The sequence below is a fragment of the Pseudoroseomonas cervicalis genome (genome assembly GCF_030818485.1).
GTDB lineage: Bacteria > Pseudomonadota > Alphaproteobacteria > Acetobacterales > Acetobacteraceae > Pseudoroseomonas > Pseudoroseomonas cervicalis_A.
In genome coordinates, this window is record NZ_JAUTAJ010000004.1 from 1,151,502 (window position 1) to 1,168,812 (window position 17,311).

Annotated in this window: 15 protein-coding genes; 2 read left to right on the forward strand and 13 right to left on the reverse strand. The window is 73.6% G+C overall.

Annotation, left to right across the window (positions count from 1 at the left end; translation table 11 throughout):
* Positions 1-136: 136 nt before the first annotated feature.
* The 11 genes from QE401_RS09240 to QE401_RS09290 all read right to left on the reverse strand — a co-directional run bounded on the left by QE401_RS09240 (position 137) and on the right by QE401_RS09290 (position 12,436).
* Positions 137-1,459, reverse strand: a complete 1,323-nt coding sequence (locus tag QE401_RS09240) for an aspartate aminotransferase family protein (protein ID WP_307137926.1) — start codon at positions 1,457-1,459, stop codon at positions 137-139.
* Positions 1,456-2,502: a phosphotransferase gene (locus tag QE401_RS09245; protein ID WP_307140211.1), complete on the reverse strand. Its 1,047-nt coding sequence runs from the start codon at positions 2,500-2,502 to the stop codon at positions 1,456-1,458. The genes QE401_RS09240 and QE401_RS09245 overlap by 4 nt, the downstream gene beginning before the upstream one ends.
* A 118-nt stretch (positions 2,503-2,620) precedes the next feature.
* Complete coding sequence (locus QE401_RS09250; protein WP_307137927.1) at positions 2,621-4,213, reverse strand: PhoX family protein; 1,593 nt, start codon at positions 4,211-4,213, stop codon at positions 2,621-2,623.
* Complete coding sequence (locus tag QE401_RS09255; protein WP_307137928.1) at positions 4,213-6,513, reverse strand: molybdopterin-dependent oxidoreductase; 2,301 nt, start codon at positions 6,511-6,513, stop codon at positions 4,213-4,215. The genes QE401_RS09250 and QE401_RS09255 overlap by 1 nt, the downstream gene beginning before the upstream one ends.
* A gap of 237 nt (positions 6,514-6,750) precedes the next feature.
* The gene (locus QE401_RS09260; RefSeq protein ID WP_307137929.1) at positions 6,751-7,425 is read right to left on the reverse strand and encodes a CHAP domain-containing protein; all 675 of its coding nucleotides are present in this window, start codon (positions 7,423-7,425) and stop codon (positions 6,751-6,753) included.
* A 388-nt stretch (positions 7,426-7,813) separates the two neighbouring features.
* The gene (locus QE401_RS09265; protein WP_271134938.1) at positions 7,814-8,164 is read right to left on the reverse strand and encodes a RidA family protein; all 351 of its coding nucleotides are present in this window, start codon (positions 8,162-8,164) and stop codon (positions 7,814-7,816) included.
* Positions 8,165-8,321: 157 nt separating this feature from the next.
* Positions 8,322-9,302, reverse strand: coding sequence for a Gfo/Idh/MocA family protein (locus QE401_RS09270; RefSeq protein ID WP_307137930.1), 981 nt, complete (start codon positions 9,300-9,302; stop codon positions 8,322-8,324).
* On the reverse strand, positions 9,299-10,630 hold the full coding sequence (locus tag QE401_RS09275; RefSeq protein ID WP_307140212.1) for an MFS transporter: 1,332 nt from the start codon (positions 10,628-10,630) through the stop codon (positions 9,299-9,301). The genes QE401_RS09270 and QE401_RS09275 overlap by 4 nt, the downstream gene beginning before the upstream one ends.
* A complete protein-coding gene (locus tag QE401_RS09280; protein ID WP_307137931.1) occupies positions 10,569-10,919 on the reverse strand; it encodes a hypothetical protein in 351 nt (116 codons plus the stop codon). Before QE401_RS09280 ends, QE401_RS09275 begins: the two co-directional genes overlap by 62 nt.
* 66 nt (positions 10,920-10,985) lie before the next feature.
* A complete protein-coding gene (locus tag QE401_RS09285) occupies positions 10,986-11,522 on the reverse strand; it encodes a hypothetical protein (protein ID WP_307137932.1) in 537 nt (178 codons plus the stop codon).
* 65 nt (positions 11,523-11,587) lie between these two features.
* Positions 11,588-12,436 carry a LysR family transcriptional regulator gene (locus QE401_RS09290; RefSeq protein ID WP_307137933.1) on the reverse strand — a complete coding sequence of 283 codons (849 nt, stop codon included), beginning with the start codon at positions 12,434-12,436 and terminating at the stop codon, positions 11,588-11,590.
* A gap of 106 nt (positions 12,437-12,542) precedes the next feature.
* Between QE401_RS09290 and QE401_RS09295 the strand changes: the two genes are divergently transcribed.
* Together QE401_RS09295 and QE401_RS09300 are read left to right on the forward strand one after the other, a co-directional pair.
* Positions 12,543-13,580 carry a bile acid:sodium symporter family protein gene (locus tag QE401_RS09295; RefSeq protein WP_307137934.1) on the forward strand — a complete coding sequence of 346 codons (1,038 nt, stop codon included), beginning with the start codon at positions 12,543-12,545 and terminating at the stop codon, positions 13,578-13,580.
* Positions 13,577-14,836, forward strand: coding sequence for an amidase (locus QE401_RS09300; protein WP_307137935.1), 1,260 nt, complete (start codon positions 13,577-13,579; stop codon positions 14,834-14,836). Before QE401_RS09295 ends, QE401_RS09300 begins: the two co-directional genes overlap by 4 nt.
* 24 nt (positions 14,837-14,860) lie before the next feature.
* Here the strand turns inward: QE401_RS09300 and QE401_RS09305 are convergent, their stop codons facing one another.
* Entirely contained in the window at positions 14,861-15,730 is an 870-nt protein-coding gene (locus tag QE401_RS09305) for a lysophospholipid acyltransferase family protein (RefSeq protein WP_307137936.1), read from the reverse strand.
* On the reverse strand, positions 15,723-17,258 hold the full coding sequence (locus QE401_RS09310; protein ID WP_307137937.1) for a cytochrome P450: 1,536 nt from the start codon (positions 17,256-17,258) through the stop codon (positions 15,723-15,725). The genes QE401_RS09305 and QE401_RS09310 overlap by 8 nt, the downstream gene beginning before the upstream one ends.
* Between the last annotated feature and the right edge of the window lie 53 nt (positions 17,259-17,311).

Consider the following 17,311-nt stretch of genomic DNA (forward strand, 5'->3'; position numbering starts at 1 on the left):
GAGCGCCCTGCGCGGGGATCCATCTGCCGGCACCAGTTCGTCCAGCTCCCGGGCCGGCATCCGCCGGCCCGGAGCACGCCGCCCGGAGCACGCCGCCCGGGGCATGCCGCCCCGGGCGCACCGTCCTGAGGCTCTCTCAGGCCGGCGAGATCTCCTGCAGCACCGCCTCCATCGCCTCCAGGAAGCGCTCGGCATGCTCCTGGCGGAACACCAGGGGCGGGCGGATCTTCAGCACATTGGCATCCGGCCCGGCCGCGCTGATCAGCACGCGCCGGTCGCGCAAGCCATTCACCAGACGGGCGGTCTCGGCACTCGCGGGCGTCTTGCGGGCGCGGTCGGTCACCAGCTCGACACCCACGAACAGCCCGGCGCCGCGCACATCGCCGATCAGTTCGTGGCGCTGCGCCAGCTGGCGCAGCCCGTCGCGCAGGAAGGCGCCGGTGTCGTGGGCGTTCTGGACCAGCCCCTCGCCCTCGATCACCTCCAGCACCGCCTGGCCGACGGCGCAGGAGACGGGGTTGCCCCCGAAGGTGTTGAAGTAGCGCGTCGCCTCGCCGAAGCGCTGCAGGATCTGCGGCTGCGACACCATGGCGGCGATCGGGTGGCCATTGCCCATCGGCTTGCCCATGGTGACGATGTCCGGCACCAGGCCGTGGCGCTGGAAGCCCCACATCGCCTCGCCGGTGCGGCCGAAGCCGGGCTGCACCTCATCGGCGATGAACAGCCCGCCCGCCTCGCGGATGGCGGCGACGGCGGGCGCCAGGAAGCCCGCCGGGTCGGCGAAGACGCCGTCACTGGAAAAGATGGTGTCGACCAGCAGCGCCGCGGGACGGATACCCGAGGCCTCGAGGTCGGCGATGGCCGCGCGCACATCGGCGGCGAAGCGCTCCGCCACCCCCTCCCCGCCGCGATAGAGATCCGGCGCCGGCACGGTGCGGACATTCTTGCCCAGCGTGATGTGCTGGCCGAGCGAGGGCGACATCTCGGAGATCGCGACCGTCACCCCGTGATAGGCCAGCCGGGTGACGATGAAGCCCTCGCCGCCCGTGTAGCTGCGCGCCACGCGGTAGGCGAGGTCATTGGCCTCGCTGCCGGTGCAGGTGAACATCACATGCGACAATTCCTCGGGGAAATGGCCGAGCAGCTTCTCAGCGTAGTCGAGGATCACCGGGTTCAGGTAGCGGGTATGGGTGTTCAGCACCGAGGCCTGGCGGGCCAGCGCCGCCACCACATGCGGGTGGCAATGCCCGACGCTGGCGACATTGTTGTAGACGTCGAGATAGGCGTTGCCGTCCGGGTCGTAGAGCCACACCCCCTCGCCGCGCACCAGATGCACCGGGTTGGCGTAGAACAGCCGGTAGGCGGGGCCGAGCAGCTTCTGCCGCCGGGCGATCATCGCCTGCTCGCGCGCGCCGACGCCATTCGTGGCCTTCGGGTCGAAGGCGTTGATCATGCTCATGCGTTCAGGGCCTTCCGCAGATAGGACTGGGCCTCGGCGCGGCTGAGCGCGCCCAGGCGGCGCAGCCCGGAGAGGCTGCGAGGGTAGTTGCGCAGGATGTAGGGCGCGTTCTCCGGCTGCTTCGCCGCGCGCCAGCCGCTGATCGTCACCGCCACCGCCAGCCGCGTGGCGATCAGATCGGCCAGGATCTCCACCTCCTCCGGCCAGAGCGGGCAGAGGGCGTGGTAGGCACGCGCGAGCTGCGCCGGGCCTTCCAGCGGATGCCCCTCGGCGGCGACCTGATAGGCGGCGGCGGTGGCCAGGTCCTGCACCATCGGCGCCCGCACCATGTCGCCGAAATCGATGATGCCGGTGATGCGCCGGTCATCCTCCGGGTCGGTCAGGATGTTGTGCGGGTTGAAATCATTGTGGATCACCTGCGGCCGCAGCCCGGGCAGCAATGGCAAGGCGTGGCGCTCGAAACGCTCCAGCACACTCTCCGCCAGGGCGCGGTCGTCGGGCCCGGGCAGATGCGCCACCAGCGGGCGCAGCTTCAGCGCGCGCTGGATGTCCCACATCAGCTCATGCCCCTCGGCCGCATGGCGGTAGCCGGCGAAGGCGAGGTCGAGCCGCGCCAGCATCGCGCCCAAAGCGGCGCGCTGCGCCGGGCTCGGCGCCGCCAGGTGCAGCGGGCGGCCGGGCAGGTAGTCCAGCAGCCGCACGCGGCAGGGGGCGCCGCCACCGGCGGGGGTCCACAGCGCCTCCGGTGCGTCGCCGGAGAGCGGGGCGTGCAGCCGCGGCACCGGCAGATCCGGCGCCGCTTCGGCCAGATGCAGCAGGGCGCGGCTCTGGAAATCGGAGACCTCGGCCGGCTCGGCCGGGTTGATCACCCGCAGCGCGTATTCCCGCCCATCCGCCGCGCGCAGATGGATGTTGCGGTCGCGCTCGCCGGCCAGCGGCGTCGCCTCGGCCGCGAGGCCGAAGGCGTCGCGCGCCAGGGCGGCGGCCTCATCCAGGCTGACCACGGGCGCGGGCGTGTCCAGCACCGCGCCCAGTTCCTCCATCGCCTCCACGCATCCTCCTGCGGCACTCCAGCGCGCGCATCATGCGCCGCGCCGCGCCGCAGGGCCAGGAGGGGGCCGGCCGAAAGCCGAAGCTCAGCCGATATGGCGCGGGCGCGGCCTAGCCGCCGACACGCCCGCCCGCCTGCCGGCTGAACACCACCAGCGTGCTGCGCGGCGGCACGCCCGGGTCGAATTGCGGCCAGCGCGTGCCGGGGCGGTCCCAGGAGGCGCCGGGCTCGGCCCCCGGCGTGCGCACCAGGGCGAAGAGCGCGACGCCATCCGGGCTCATCGCCGTGCCGCCGATCGCCGCGCCGCGCGGCGCCCCATAGAGCGGCAGGGCGATGCCGCGCCCGGGCCCGGTGGTGTCGCAGCCGAACAGCGCATCCGGCGCGGCGCCGACGCGGCCATCATGGTCGGTGCCGATCCACAGCCGCCCGGCCGGGTCCAGCTCCAGCACCGCCGGGCTTTCCGGCCAGGCGCGGACGAAACCGGCAAAGCGCGGCCCCGGCGCGCCGCCCAGCAGCAGCAGCGAGGCTTGCGCGCGCTCCGCCGCATGATCACCGCCCTCGGGCAGGATCTCCACCACATGGCCGGCATTGCTGCCGGCGCGCGGGTTCAGCGCGTCAATCTGCTCCGGCCGGCGCGCCGCATTGCCCTTGCAGGCCAGGTAGAGCCGCCCGCCATCCAGCGCCAGGCCGGCGGGCAGGTCGAAGGCGGTGGCGCCGGCGCTGGCGGCGGCGGCGATCGGGTTCAGCGCCGTCTCGGCGCCGCCGGGCAACGCCACCCAAGTGATGTTCCCCTGCCCCTCCAGCCGGGCGACGGAGAGCGTGCCCTCATCCAGCGCATCTGGCCCCGCCGGCCCCGCCGAGACGAACCGGAACAGATAACCGAAGGCGCGGTGGTCGGTCAGGTACACCACCGCCCGCCCGTCGCGGCTGAGGGCGGCGGCCGCATCGCCACGCGGGAAACGGGCGAGCGCGGTGCGCTTGGCCGGCACGGCGGCGGGGTCCAGCGGGTCCAGCTCCGCCACCCAGCCGAAGCGCGTGCCATCGGTGAAGCGGGCATCGAGATTGGCCAGCCGCGTCAGCCAGGGCGCCGGGTCGTTCTCGGCCAGCAGCAGCGTGCCCCAGGGGGTGGCGCAGCCGCCCGAGGGGCCGAGCAGCCCCTGCACTGCGCCGCCCACCTGATCCGCCGCCGGGCCGGTCAGGCGGCACAGCGTCCCGGCGGTCAGCCGGCGCGACTGGTAGCCGCCATCGACGACGATCCAGCGCCCGCCTTGCTGCTCGATATTCAGCAGCGAGGCGCCCTGCATCATGGCGGCCACCGCCGGCCGATCGCGCCCGCCGGGGAAGGCCATGGCGGGGTCGACATTCGGGTGCGCCACGGCCAGCACGCCGCGCGCCACGCCATCGGCGCCGGCCGGTGGCACCACCATGCCGCAGATGCGGCCATCCCAACCGAATTGCGTGGCCGCCGCCTCGGCGCTGGGCTGGCGCGGCTCCCAGGGGCGGGCATCGAAGGTGACACGGTCGCCCCAGCGCACCAGCACGTCGCGCCGGTAGCCGGGGGCGGTGCTGTCATCCGGCTTCACCGGCAGGGCGGCGGGCGGCATGTCCAGCGAGACGATCTGCGCCCGCGCCGGGGTGGCGGCCAGGCCGGCGGCGGGAAGCAAAGCGGCGCCGGCCAGCAGCGCGCGGCGGGTGGTGGGCATCAGGCGGCCTCCTGCCCGGTGGCGGGCGGGGTGTGCACGGTGACGGGGGGCAGCGCCTCCCGCCAGGCCTCGACCTGCACCAGGCAGGATTGCGCGGCGCTGCCCTGGCCGAGCGGCGAGGTGCCCTCGTCATGCGTCAGCGCATTCGGGTTGCCGTGGCGGTCCAGGCCGCTCTCCGGGTCCGGATCCCACCAGGCGCCGGTCGCCATGGCGACGACGCCGGGGCGGATCTCCTCCGTGATGCGCAGCCCGGCGAGGCAGGCGCCCCGGTCGTTGAAGACGCGGACGATGTCGCCATCGCGCAAGCCGCGCGAGGCGGCCTCCTGGGGATGCATCAGCATCGCCTCCCGCCCCGCGATCTTGCTGGCCGCCGCCACCGGGCCGGGGTCGAGCTGGCCATGCAGCCGCGTCGCCGGCTGGTAGGAAAGCAGATGCAGCGGGAAACGCGCCGCCAGCTCGGCACCCAGATATTCGCGCGGCGGCATCCAGCGCGGATGGCCGGCGACACCCGGATAGCCGAAGCCGGCGATGGTCTCGGAGAACAGCTCCACCTTGCCCGAGGGGGTGGCCAGCGGGTTCGCCACCGGGTCGCGATGGAACTCGGAGAACAGGACAAAATCCTCCTCCGGCGGCGGCACCTCGACATGGCCCTCGGCCCAGAAGGCGTCGAAGCCCGGCGCCTCGAAGCCCATGCGGCCGCAGGCGGCGCGCCAGCGCTCATAGAGGTGGCGCAGCCAGGCGCCCTCGTCGCGCTGCTCGGTGAAGCGGTCGCGGAAGCCCAGATGCTCGGCCATGTCGGCCAGCATGTCGTGGTCGTTGCGCGCCTGGCCCTGGGGCGGGATGGCCTGGTGCATGGCGCGGATGAAGCGGTCGCGCGAGGAGGAGGCGATGTCGTTGCGCTCCAGCGTCGTCGTCGCCGGCAGGACGATATCGGCATGGCGGGCGGCCGCCGTCCACCAGGGCTCCTGCACCACGATGGTCTCCGCCCGGCACCAGCCGCGCAGCAGGCGGTTCAGGTCCTGGTGGTGGTGGAAGGGGTTGCCGCCCGCCCACCAGATCATGCGGATATCCGGCAGGGTGATCTGCCGGCCATTGTAGTGCAGCACCTCGCCCGGGCGCTCCAGCAGCTCGGTCACCCGCGCCACGGGGATGGCGGTGCCGCCCGGGTTGCGGGTGGCCGGCAGCGAGACCGAGGGCAGCTCCCGCCGCGGCGTGCCCATGCCGTTCAGCGAGCCATAGCCGAAGGTGACACCCTCGCCCGGCCGGCCGATGCCGCCCAGCGCGGCGGCCAGCGCCACCAGCGCCCACCAGGGCTGCTCGCCATGCTCGGCGCGCTGGATCGACCAGGTGGCGGTCAGCATGGTGGGCAGCCGCGCCGCCTCATAGGCGAGCGCGCGGATGGTCTCGGCCGGCACCTCGGTGATGGGGGCGGCCCATTCGGCGTTCTTGGGCTGGCCGTCGCTCTCGCCGAGGATGTAGGGGCGCAGCCGCTCCCAGCCGGTGCAATGGGTGGCCAGGAAGCCGCGATCCTCCAGCCCCGCCGCCACCAGCGTGTGCAGCATGGCCAGGATCAGCGCCGTGTCGGTGTTGGGGCGGATCGGCACCCATTCGGCGCCGAGGAAGTCCGGCGCATCGCCGCGGAAGGGCGAGATATTGACGAAGCGCACCCCGGCCGCCGCCACCCGCTTCAGCCAGGGCACATATTCATGCGCCCCCGCACCCCCGGCGGTGACCAGCGTATTTTTCAGGGGCAGCCCGCCGAGGCATAGCATCAGCTTCGTGTGCTTCGCGATGCTCGACCAGTCGGTGACCGGCCCCTGGATGACGTCATTGGTGCCGAGGATATGCGGCATCAGCGTCATGCCGGCGCCGTAGGAATAGTTCGTCACCTGGGTGGTGAAGCCGCCGCCCAGGCCGAGGAAGCGCTGCAGCTGGCTGCGCGCATGGTGGAAGCGCCCGGCCGAGGCCCAGCCATAGGAGCCGCCCATGATCGAGCTGTGGCCGTGCTCGGCGCGGATGCGCGCGCTTTCCTCCGCCACCAGGCGGATCGCCCGGTCCCAGGAAACCGGAACAAAGTCGCGGTCGCCGCGCAGGGCGCCGCGCCGCTCGCCGCGCAGCCAGCCGGCGCGGATATAGGGCTGATCGATGCGGCTGGCGGCATGCACCACGGCGGGCACCGATTCGAGCAGCGCGCCGGGCTGCGGGTCGCGCGCGAAGGGAAGCGCGGCGGTGACGCGCCCCTGCTCCACCACGGCGTCGAAATAGCCCCAATGGGCGGCGTGCGGCCTGGTCTCGGCCATGGTCGGGAACTCCTCGGCACCTCGCGCGCCAGGGCTGGGCGCAAGCGGCGGCAGCGTGGCGGCGGCGGAGAATGCGCCGCGGCGCGGGGCGGTGCAAATGCCGCGCGGGGCCCCTGGGGCGATGCGGCGCGGGCACAAAAAAACCCCGCCGGGGCGGGGTTCTCGCAAGGCGGCGGGCGCCGGGGGTCGGCGCCCTTGGTGCGTGCCGCCGGGGCCCGGGGTGGCCCCTGCCCCGCCTCAGCGGGTGGCGTTCAGGTTCAGATCCTGCAGGGCGCCGGCCAGGTGGTCGGCATGGGCGCGGTTCGGCGCCGGCGCCTCGGCCACTTCCTCGAAGCCCGAGCCGGCGGTGCGGATGGCGCCGACCGCGCGGTTGTGGATGAAGCCGTTGGTCGGATAGGCGCGGCCGAAATTGGCGTCGCTATGGCCGACCTGCACGCGGACCAGGGTCCAGTCATTGCGGTCGGACACGTCCATCACGGTGACGCCGCGCATGACCGTGCCCTTGCGGATGCCCGGGCCTTCCCAATTGGCGTGGTCGATCTCGATCTCGCGCGGGCCGACCACGCGGGAGACGACCGCGACATGGCCGGAGCGCATGCCGCCCGAGGCGCGGAAGCTCAGCACCGAGCCGCGCTCGGGGCGCTGGCTGCGGGCATAGACGCCGGCGGCATTGGCCCACCAGAGATGGGCGTTGCCGGAGATCTCCATGCCGGTGACGGAGCGCACATAGGGCACGCAGGAGATGCCGCCGCTGCTGGCGGCGCGGGCCGGGGCGGCCGGGCGGCTCACCACGTTCTGGCGCGCCGCGTTCAGCGGCTTGGCACTACGCGCGGCCGCGCTCTGCTGCTGGGTGGTGACGCGAGGCTGCTTGACGGCTTCCCGTGCCGACCGTGTCGTGGAGGCTTCTGCCACTGGAACAGCGCAGACAGCCCCGAACAGGACGGCAAATGCCACCGCTGTGCTCATACCCCGCATGCGACCCCCAAAACCCAGTTCCCCCGTGCCCCGACTTGCGTCGTGACACCCTGGCGGTAGCAAGCGTTCGTGAGCGGCGGCAACTGTCGCGAGTATTACAGAGCGAAATGCGGCGTGATTCGCAGTTTCACGGCGCATGGCAGCGCCGCTAATGAGAGATTAATCCTACGGCACCGTGAGCCAACATCAGATGCCACAGTGTTGCGGCAGAAATGCCACAGCGAATGGCCAAGCCCCTGAACAGGAACAGAAAAGGCGCCGAAAGGTTCCCCTCCCGGCGCCGAATCCGTGCGATTCCGTCACAGGGACGGTCGCGAAGCCCTGCTCAGCGGCAGGCAGTGATCATGATCTCAACCAGGTGGCGAGGATCGGCCATGTTGGCCTCGACGCAGGCGCGCACCGGGGCGCCGCCCTCCGGCAGCCACTCGGCCCAGAGCTTGTTCATGGCGTCGCGGTCGCGGATGTCCTTCAGCCAGACCTGGGCCTGCAGCAGGCGGGTCTTGTCGGTGCCATGGCCCTCCAGCGCCTCGTCGATCTTGGCCAGGACCTGCTTGGTCTGGCCGACCACGTCCTGGGTCAGGTCGTCGGCGGTCATGCCGGCCAGGAACACGAAGCCATGATACTCGATGGCGCCGGAGAGGATCGGGCCGGAGTTGTGACGGGTGATCTTGCTCATCGGGTGGTCGTGCTCCCTGGATGGTCCGCGGCGCCGGGAGGGTTCCCCCGGCCGCGACATGAGGTCTGCCGCTTCTAGGATGCGCCCGGAATCGAGGCAAGGCGGGGTCCCCCGCCCTGCTGATCCTGCCCTTGGCCCACCCGCCGGGCGGGCGCCGTCAGGCCACCGCCATCGGGCCGCCGGAGGCGGCGGCGGTGATCATGGTCTCGAACACCGACACGCCATGCACCGCCTGCTCCAGCGGCAGCGGATAGGCCGGCCCGCCCGCCACGGCGGCGGCGAAGGCCTCCAGCTCGGCGCGCTCGATATCGACCTTCGGGAAGTCGCGCACCACCGTCTCGCCCTCGCGCGGGCGGTAGACCAGGTGCTCATGGTCGGTCAGCTCCGCCCAGCCCTCGCTGCCATAGAGCGCCACGCGCCAGCAGCGCGGCGCATAGGCCAGGGTGGCGAAGGTGCCGGTGGCGCCGGAGGCGAAGCGGCAGAGCATGGCGGTGGTGTCGTCGAGCCCGTTGGTCAGCACCCGCGCGGTGCTGGCGACCGAGACCTCGGCGATCGGGCCGGCCAGGTTCACCATCATGTCGATCATGTGGATGCCCATGCCGCCCATGCCGCCGAGCGGGCTCTCATGCCGGTCGGCGCGCCACATACCGGGTTTGTAGGCCGCCGCCCCCGGGCCGCTGAAATGCCCCTCGACATGCAGCAGCGTGCCGATGCGGCCATCCCCGAGCATCGTTTTCAGCTCCGCCACCGCCGGCAGGAAGCGGCGGTTATGGCCGAGCGCCAGCACCACCCCGGCTTTGCTGCAGGCGGCGACCGCCGCCTCGGCGCTGGCCTTGGACAGGGTGAAGGGCTTCTCCACGAAGACGTGCTTGCCGGCGCGGGCGGCGGCGATCACCTGCTCCGCATGCTGCTGGTGCGGGGTGGCCAGCACCACCGCCTGCACCGCCGGGTCGGCCAGCACCGCCGCGTAGCTGTCGAGCAGCCGGATGCCCTGGGACGCGGCCCAGTCGCGCGCCTTGTCCGGCGTGCCGGTGCTGCCGGCCACGAAGCGGATCGGCGCGTCATTGGCGCCCTGCACACTCTCCACCAGGGTGCGCCCCCAGCGGCCCATGCCGATGATCGCGGCGTTCAGGCTCATCGTCTCTCTCCATCCTCTGACGGCGCGTGTTCCAGCACCGCCTCGATCCGACCCTGGCGCGAGCGCGCCCAGAGATAAGCCAGCAGCGCCAGCCCCACCGCCACCAGGGTGGGCCAGCGCAGGCCGAAGGCCTCGCCGGCAGCGCCCAGCAGCAGGGCGCCGAGCGCCGGGCAGGCGCGGGTGATCATGCCCCACAGCGCCAGCACCCGGCCGCGCATGGCCGGGTCCGCCGCCGTCTGGGCCAGCTGCTGCACCGAGATGCCGTGCAGCGAGGCAGTGGCGCCGATCAGCGCGGCGCAGAGCAGGCCGAGCGGGAACCAGCCGGTGGCGACGAACCCCGCCGTCGCCGCCGCCTGCAGGGCGGTGGCGCGGATGGCGATGGCGGTCGCCCCCTGCACCCTTCCGCGCGCCGCCAGCCAGAAGCCGGCCACCAGCGCGCCGGCGCCGAAGCAGGCGGTCAGCAGCGCCAGCGATTCGGCGCCGCGGCCGAAATTGCGCTCGACGAAAGGCGGCAGCAGTTCCTGCACGCAGCGCAGCAGCACACCGATGCTGGCGGCGTGCAGCAGCAGCGGCCCCAGCCCCGCATGGCGGGCAATGTAATGAAAACCCTCGCGCACCTCGCCCAGCAGGCTGCCGGTGGCCGGGTGGCCGCGCCGATGCGCCGGGTCCACCTTCAGCATCGGCATGGTGATGACGGCGCTGGCATAGGCCACCGCGTTGCAGGCGATGGCCGGCGCCACGCCGAAGCCGGCGATGACCGGCCCGGCCAGGGCCGGGCCGACGAAGCGCGCCACGTTGAACACCAGCGAATTGCAGGCGACCGCGGCGGGCAGGTCGGATTTCGGCACGATGCCGGACATCAGCGTCTGCCGCGCCGGCTGGGCGAAGCTCGCCGCCGTGCCGCTGAGCAGCTCCAGCGCCACCAGGTATTCCACCGTGATCAGGTCGGTGGCAACCAGGGAGGCGACGGCCGCCGCCTCCATGCCGATGACGAATTGCGAGATGGTGGCGAGCCGCAGCCGGTCCAGCCGGTCGGCGATGGCGCCGGCGATCGGGCTGATCACCGCGGCCGGGGCCAGGTCGCTGAAGGCGACCAGCCCGACCCAGAGGGCGCTGCCCGTCATCTCCCAGGCGAGCCAGGAGACGGCGATGCGGTGCATCCAGAGCCCGGTCCAGGAGGCCAGGCTGGCGCCGAAGAAGATGCGGGCGTTCCGGGTCGCCAGGGCGCGCGTCAGCGCGCCGAAAGGCGACCGGAAGACCGGCAGCTCAGGAGCCCCGCCCGCCCCCCGCCGGCGGCGCCGTCTGCGGCGTGAGCGACGGGCCCTGATTGGCGCTGCGCAGGCAGTCCTGGATCATCTGGTCCATCTCGAAGCGGGCGCCGAGCTGGCTGCGCTCCATCGGATTGCCCATGAAGGCGGCGGAGCCGAGGCGCGACTCGGCCTCGTCCACCCGCATGGTCTGGCCGCGCTCGCGATAGCGCATCTGCCGCTCGGCATCGGCGCGGCAGGCGGCGCGGGCGGCGTCGTTCTGCCGGTCCTCGGCGGTGCGCGGCGCCATCTCGGCACAGGCCGCCAGCAGCGGGGGCAGCAGCAGCAGGGACAGGGCAAGGCGTTTCATGGCGGGCTCCGGCACAGGGCGAGAAGGCGGGAAGACGGCAGGCCCGGCGCCGGAGCGGCACCCGCCTCAGCCGGGCGCGCCGCGCCCCGGTCCGATCCGGCCCCCCTCCGCGCCGGACGTGCCGGCAAGACGATGCGACAATAGACGCTTCATGGCGGTTTCGTCGAACCGGGCCCCGCCATCCAGCGGCTGGCTGGCGGCGGCGCCGAGCAGCGCCGGGTGCAGCTCGATGCCCTCCGCCCCGATGGCGAACAGGCCGCGCATCCAGGGCGCCCGCCCCAGCAGCTCGACCAGCGCCAGCAGCCGCAGGCAGAGCGCCAGCCCTTGCAGGTTCTCCAGGCCCACGGCGCGGTCCACCGCCTCGGCCCAGCAGGCGGCATCGGCATCGGCCAGCGCCAGCACCGGGCCGCCCTCGAACATCAGGGTGCGGTGCGGGCCCCAGGCCTCGGCCGCGGCGGCGGCGCGCGCCGCGTCCCAGGCCAGGCTGAGCGCCTGCGGGGTGACGCCGGGCAGGGCTTCGGGGCGTCCGGGAATGGCGTAGTGCAGCGCCCCATCGGCCGCGACGGCGACCCGGATGGCACCCTGCCGGGAGGAGGAAGACATGCCTCTAGGATGGGGGTTCGGACGTCGCGGCGCCAGAAGCGGCGGTGCCGCAGGGCCGTCACGCCTCAGGGCAGCCCCTCGCCGGAGGAGAGCAGCGCCTCGATCAGCGCGGCGGCGACCGGGTGCCGCGGGCCGGGGCCGATCACCACGAACTCGATCTCCCCCAGCGGCGGCAGGTGGCGCGAGGGCGGCAGCGGCAGCAGCCCCGGCGGCAGCAGCCGCGCCGAATGCGGCGCGACGCCGAGCCCGGCCTGGGCGGCGGCGCGCAGCCCGCTGAGGCTGGCGCTGGTGCAGGCCACCCGCCAGGCCCGGCCCGCCTGGTCCAGCGCCGCCAGCGCCAGGGCGCGGGTGATCGAGGGCGGCGGATAGAGCACCAGCGGCAGCGGCTGCGCCGGGTCCGGCCGCCAGCCGGGACGGCCGACCCAGGCCAGCGCCTCGCGCCAGGCGAGCTGGCCGCGCGGGTCGCCGCGCCGGCGCTTCACCACGATGACGTCGAGCTCCCCGGCATCGAAACGCTCATAGAGCAGGCCGCTCAGCCCGACCGTCAGCTCCAGGTCGACGGCGCTGTGGGTGCGGGTGAAGCCGGCCAGCACCTCGGCCAGGCGGGCGGAGACGTAATCCTCCGAGGCGCCGAGCCGGATCCGGCCGCGCAGCTGCGTGCCCTCCAGGAAGCGCTGCATGCGCGCCTGGGCGTCCAGCACCTGGCGGGCGAAGGGCAGCAGCGCGTCGCCCTCCGGCGTCAGCCCCACCGCATGGGTGTCGCGGGCGAAGAGGCTGCGGCGCAGCTGCTCCTCCAGCTTGCGGATATGCTGGCTGACGGTGGATTGCCGCAGGCCCAGCCGCCCGGCGGCGCGGGTGAAGCTGCCGGTCTCGGCGACGGCGAGGAAGGAGCGCAGCAGCAGCGGCGGGATCATGCCGTGCGTTTATCACGGATCGCACTGACTGATATCGGAATCATTCGCTCGCGGAATACCCGCCCCGCGCCTAGCTTCCGGGCGGACGCCACCGAGGAGCCCCGCCATGCCGACGCTGCTGAAACGCCTGGATCCCTTCCTGCTGCAGCTGGTCGGCGTGGTGGCGCTGGCGGCGCTGTTGCCGGCGCAGGGCCGCGCGGCGGAGCTCGTCGGCCACGCCACCGGGCTCGGCGTCGCGCTGCTGTTCTTCCTGCATGGCGCCAAGCTGGCGCCGCGCGCCGTCCTTGGCGGGCTGCTGCACTGGCGGCTGCAGGGGCTGGTGCTGGCCAGCACCTTCCTGCTGTTCCCGCTCGCCGGGCTGGTGCTGACGCATCTGCTCTCGCCCTGGCTGCCGGCCCCGCTGGCGCTGGGCGTCATGTTCATCTGCATGCTGCCCTCGACGGTGCAATCCTCCATCGCCTTCACCTCGGTCGCCGGCGGCAATGTGCCGGCCGCGCTCTGCGCCGCCACCCTCTCCAATCTCGGCGGCATGCTGCTGACGCCGCTGCTGGTCGCCTGGCTGATGCAGAAGAGCGGCGCCGGCGGCTTCAGCGCCCAGGCCATGGCCGATATCGGCCTGCATCTGCTGCTGCCCTTCCTGCTGGGCCAGGCGGCGCGGCCGCTGATCGGCGGCTTCCTGACGCGCCACAAGAGGGTGGTGTCGCTGGCCGATCGCGGCTCCATCCTGCTCGCCGTCTATGCCGCCTTCAGCGAGGGCATGGTGGCCGGCATCTGGGGGCAGATGAGCCTGGCGACGCTCGGCCTGCTGCTGGCGCTGAGCTCGGCGCTGCTGGCGCTGGTGCTGCTGGCGACCTGGGGCGCCAGCCGGGCGCTGGGCTTCGCCCGCGCCGATGAGGTGGTGGCGGTGTTCTGCGGCTCGAAGAAGAGCCTGGCCAGCGGCATCCCGATGGCCAACATCCTGTTCCCGGCCAGCATCGTGGGGCCGGTGGTGCTGCCGCTGATGCTGTTCCACCAGATCCAGCTCTTCGCCTGCGCCGCCCTGGCCCGCCGCTACGCCGCCCGCGCGGCGGCGGAGGCGGCGCCTCGTTCCGACGCCGCAACCCCCTGGACCCCGGCCGGGGATCGCCTAGCATCGCGGGCATGACCGAGCTCGCCGATCTTCCCGCCTCCGAAGCCGCGCGGCGCATCGCCGCCGGCCGCCTCTCCGCCGCCGAACTGGCCGAGGCCTGCCTGGACCGCATCGCGGCGCGGGAGGGCGAGGTCCATGCCTTCGCCGCCCATGCCCCCGATGCGGTGCGCGCGGCCGCCGCCCGGCCCCTGCCGGGTGCGCTCTCCGGCCTGCCGATCGGTGTGAAGGACGTTCTGGATACGTCTGATTTTATAACAGAATATGGCTCCCCCATCTGGGCCGGGCACCGGCCGCGCGCGGATGCCGCCGCGGTGGCCCTGGCCCGCCGCGCCGGCGCGCTGGTGATGGGCAAGACCGTCACCACCGAATTCGCCACCCGCCATCCGGGCCCGACTCGCAACCCGCATCGCCTCACCCACACCCCTGGCGGCTCCAGCCAGGGTTCGGCGGCCGGCGTCGCCGCCGGCTTCTTCCCGCTGGCCTTCGGCACGCAGACCGCGGGCTCGGTGCTGCGCCCGGCCGCCTATTGCGGCGTCACCGGCTTCAAGCCGAGCTTCGGCCTGATCCACCGCGCCGGCATGAAGGTGATGAGCGAGAGCCTGGACACGATCGGCGTGTTCGGCCGCCGCGCCGGCGATTGCGCGCTCTTCGCCGGGGCGCTGACCGGGCTGGACCTGTCGCGCCCGGCGGAGCGCGCGCCGCGCATCGCCTTCTGCCCCGGCCCGGCCGAGGCGAAGCTCAGCCCCGAGACCACCGCCCTGCTGCAGCGGGTGGCCGATTCCTGCGCCGCCGCCGGCGCGGTGGTGGTCGAATGGAGCCTGCCCGCCGCGCTGCGCGAGGCCGATGCGGTGCATGGGCTGGTGATGAATGGCGAGACGGCGCAGTCGCTCGCCTGGGAGCGCGACGCCGCCCGCGGAAAGATCTCGGCCGTGCTGAACGAGCGGCTGGACTGGGCCGAGACGCATGATGCCGCGGCGCTGGTCGAGGGCCGCGCCACCTTCGCCCGCGCCCGGGCTGCCTTCGCCGCCGCCATGGAAGGTTATGACCTGCTGCTGACCGCCGCCGCGCCGGGCGAGGCGCCGGAAGGCATCGAATCCACCGGCGAGCCCGCCTGCAACGCGCTGTGGACGGCGCTGCACGGCCCCTGCATCAGCCTGCCCGCCGGCACCGGGCCGACCGGCCTGCCGCTCGGCATCCAGCTCGCCGCGCCCTTCGGCCAGGATGCCGCGCTGCTGGGCTGGGCCGGCTGGGTGGAGCGCCGCCTCGGCTGAGGCGGCCGCCGCATGTCTTCCGCTTCAGCGGTCGAAGCGGAAGACGTGCAGCATGAACCACTGCTCCAGATGGGCGTGGATGGTGCGCTCGGCGAAATCCTCCAGCGCCGCGACATCCTGGGCCAGCTCGCCGCTCATGCGCAGCGGGGGCAGGAAATGCGTGGTGAAGCGCGCCCCCTCCCCGCGCAGCGTGTAGGCCGGCACCACCGGCAGCCCGGCCCGCGCCGCCAGCCGCGCCGCCAGCGCCAGATTGCCGCCCGGCCCCGGCGGCCGGCCGAAGCGCGGCGCGTTCACCCGCCCGCCCTTGTACTCGTCGAGAAAGATGCCGACGATCTCGCCCTGCTCCAGCACCCGCATCGCCTGGCGCGGCGCCATCACCGAGGCCAGGATGGCGTCATTGCCGCTCTGCTGCCGCGCCCGCCGGGCGATGCGGTGCTGCACCGGGCTGGAGGGCGGCTGGTAGATGCTGCGGCCGCGCAGGCCCAGGGCGGGGATGACGGCGTTCATCGCCTCCCAATTGCCCAGATGCAGCAGGGCCAGCACGAAATTCCCGCCGGGGATGTTCTCCCGGCCCTGCACGGCGATGCGCCCTTCCCGCCAGAGCCGGCCCATGCAGGCGAATTCCGCCATGGCGCGGCCGACGCCGATGAAGTTGCGCAGCGCCATGGCGCGCCGCTCCGCCTCCGGCAGATCCGGGCGCAGCCGCGCCAGCGCCGCCTCGGCCCGCTCCAGCTTGGCGCGGTGGCGGCCGGCGGCGCCGCGCCGCGCCAGCGCCGCGCCGATATCGGACACCATCGGCGTGGGCAGGTGGCGCATCGCCTCGTGCAGGGCCAGGTCGCGCGCCCCGTCCAGCCAGCGCCGCAGCCGCTGGCCCAGCGGCGCGGCCTCAGCCATGCCGCCTCTCCAGCAGCATGGGCAGCGTCTCGCCCGGCCGCAGCGTCAGCCGGCACACCGGATAGACCACCGCCCCCGGCGCCAGGCGCGGCGTGACGGCGCGCGCCAGCGTCGCCAGGCAAAGCACCGCCTCGGTCAGGCCGAAGGCGGCGCCGGTGCAGACGCGCGGGCCGATGGCGAAGGGGATCCAGGTGTAGCGCGGCTTGCTGGCCGCCTCGCCGCCCGGCAGGAAGCGTTCCGGCCAGAAGGCATCCGGCTCCTGCCAGAGCAGCCTGTGCCGGTGCAGCAGCCAGGGCACCGCCAGCACCAGGGAGCCCTTGCGGACATGGCGGCCGCCGATCTCGCCCTCCGTCACCGCCTCCCGCGCCAGCAGCGGCACGGGCGGGTAGAGGCGCAGCGTCTCCTCCACCACGGCGCGGGTATAGGGCAGCCGCGCCATGTCGGCGAAGCGGGCGGGGCCGTCCAGCGCATCGGCCTCCGCCTGCAGCCGCGCCAGCACCGCCGGCGACTGGCTGAGCAGGTACCAGGCCCAGGCCAGGGTGTTGGCCGTGGTTTCATGCCCGGCCATGAACAGCACCGCCGCCTCGTTGCGGAAGGCAGCCTTGTCCATGCGCCGGCCGGTGCGCGGGTGCACGCCCTCGGCCATGGTGCGGATCAGGCTGGCCTCGCCACCGGCCGCGCCATCCAGGATGTCCCCGATCAGCCGGTCCAGCACGCGCTGGATGCGCCGGCCGGCGCGGCGCGCCCGCAAGGGCTGCCAGCGCGGCACCCAGTCCGGCAGGCCGAGCAGCGAGAGCAGGTCGGTCTGCCCGACCACCCGCTGATACTCGGCGAAGGCGCCGACCACGGTGGCGGCGGCGCTGCCGCCGAGCTGCCGGCCGAAGATGGTGCGGCAGATGATCTCGGCGGTCAGGTGGCCCATCTCGGCCAGCATGTCGATCGGCTGGCCCGCCGGATGGGACAGCCAGGCGCTGGCGCGCTCGGCGGCGGCCTCGGTGATCGGCGGCGTCAGCGCCGCCAGGCGCGAGACATGGGTGACCGGCGCCACCACCCGCCGCCGCTCCTTCCACAGCGCTCCGTCGCTGATGAACAGCCCATCCCCCAGCAGCGGCCGCAGCGCGTGGCGCATCTGCGGCGATTTCCGCTCGAAGGCGGCGGGCTGGTCGACAAAGGCCTGCTGCACCGTCTCCGGGCTGTTGCAGATGTAGATGTCGCGCATCAGCACGCGGCGATGGATGAAGCTGCGCTCGAAGCTGGGCTGCGGCCAGATGTCGAGGAAGGAGCGGCGCAGCGTGCGCAGCAATTGTGGCAACGGCGCCAGGCGGGGCGGGCGCGGTGGATGCGGCGGCACGAAGGCCGGGCCGGCCGGCAGCAGCGCCGGCGGGGGCGGGTTCCGCAGCGCCGCGGCCGCGGCCGCGTCGGCGGCGGCCGCGAGCGCGGCGAGCACCGCCTCGGCACCGTCCTGCGCCGCGCCGGCGCCGGGCGGGTCCGACCGCTGCAGCGCCGGGTCGAGCTTGGCCTCGCGCATGCTGCCCCGCTTCATTGCAAAGGTGATCTATACACCCCTGCAACGTCGCGGTC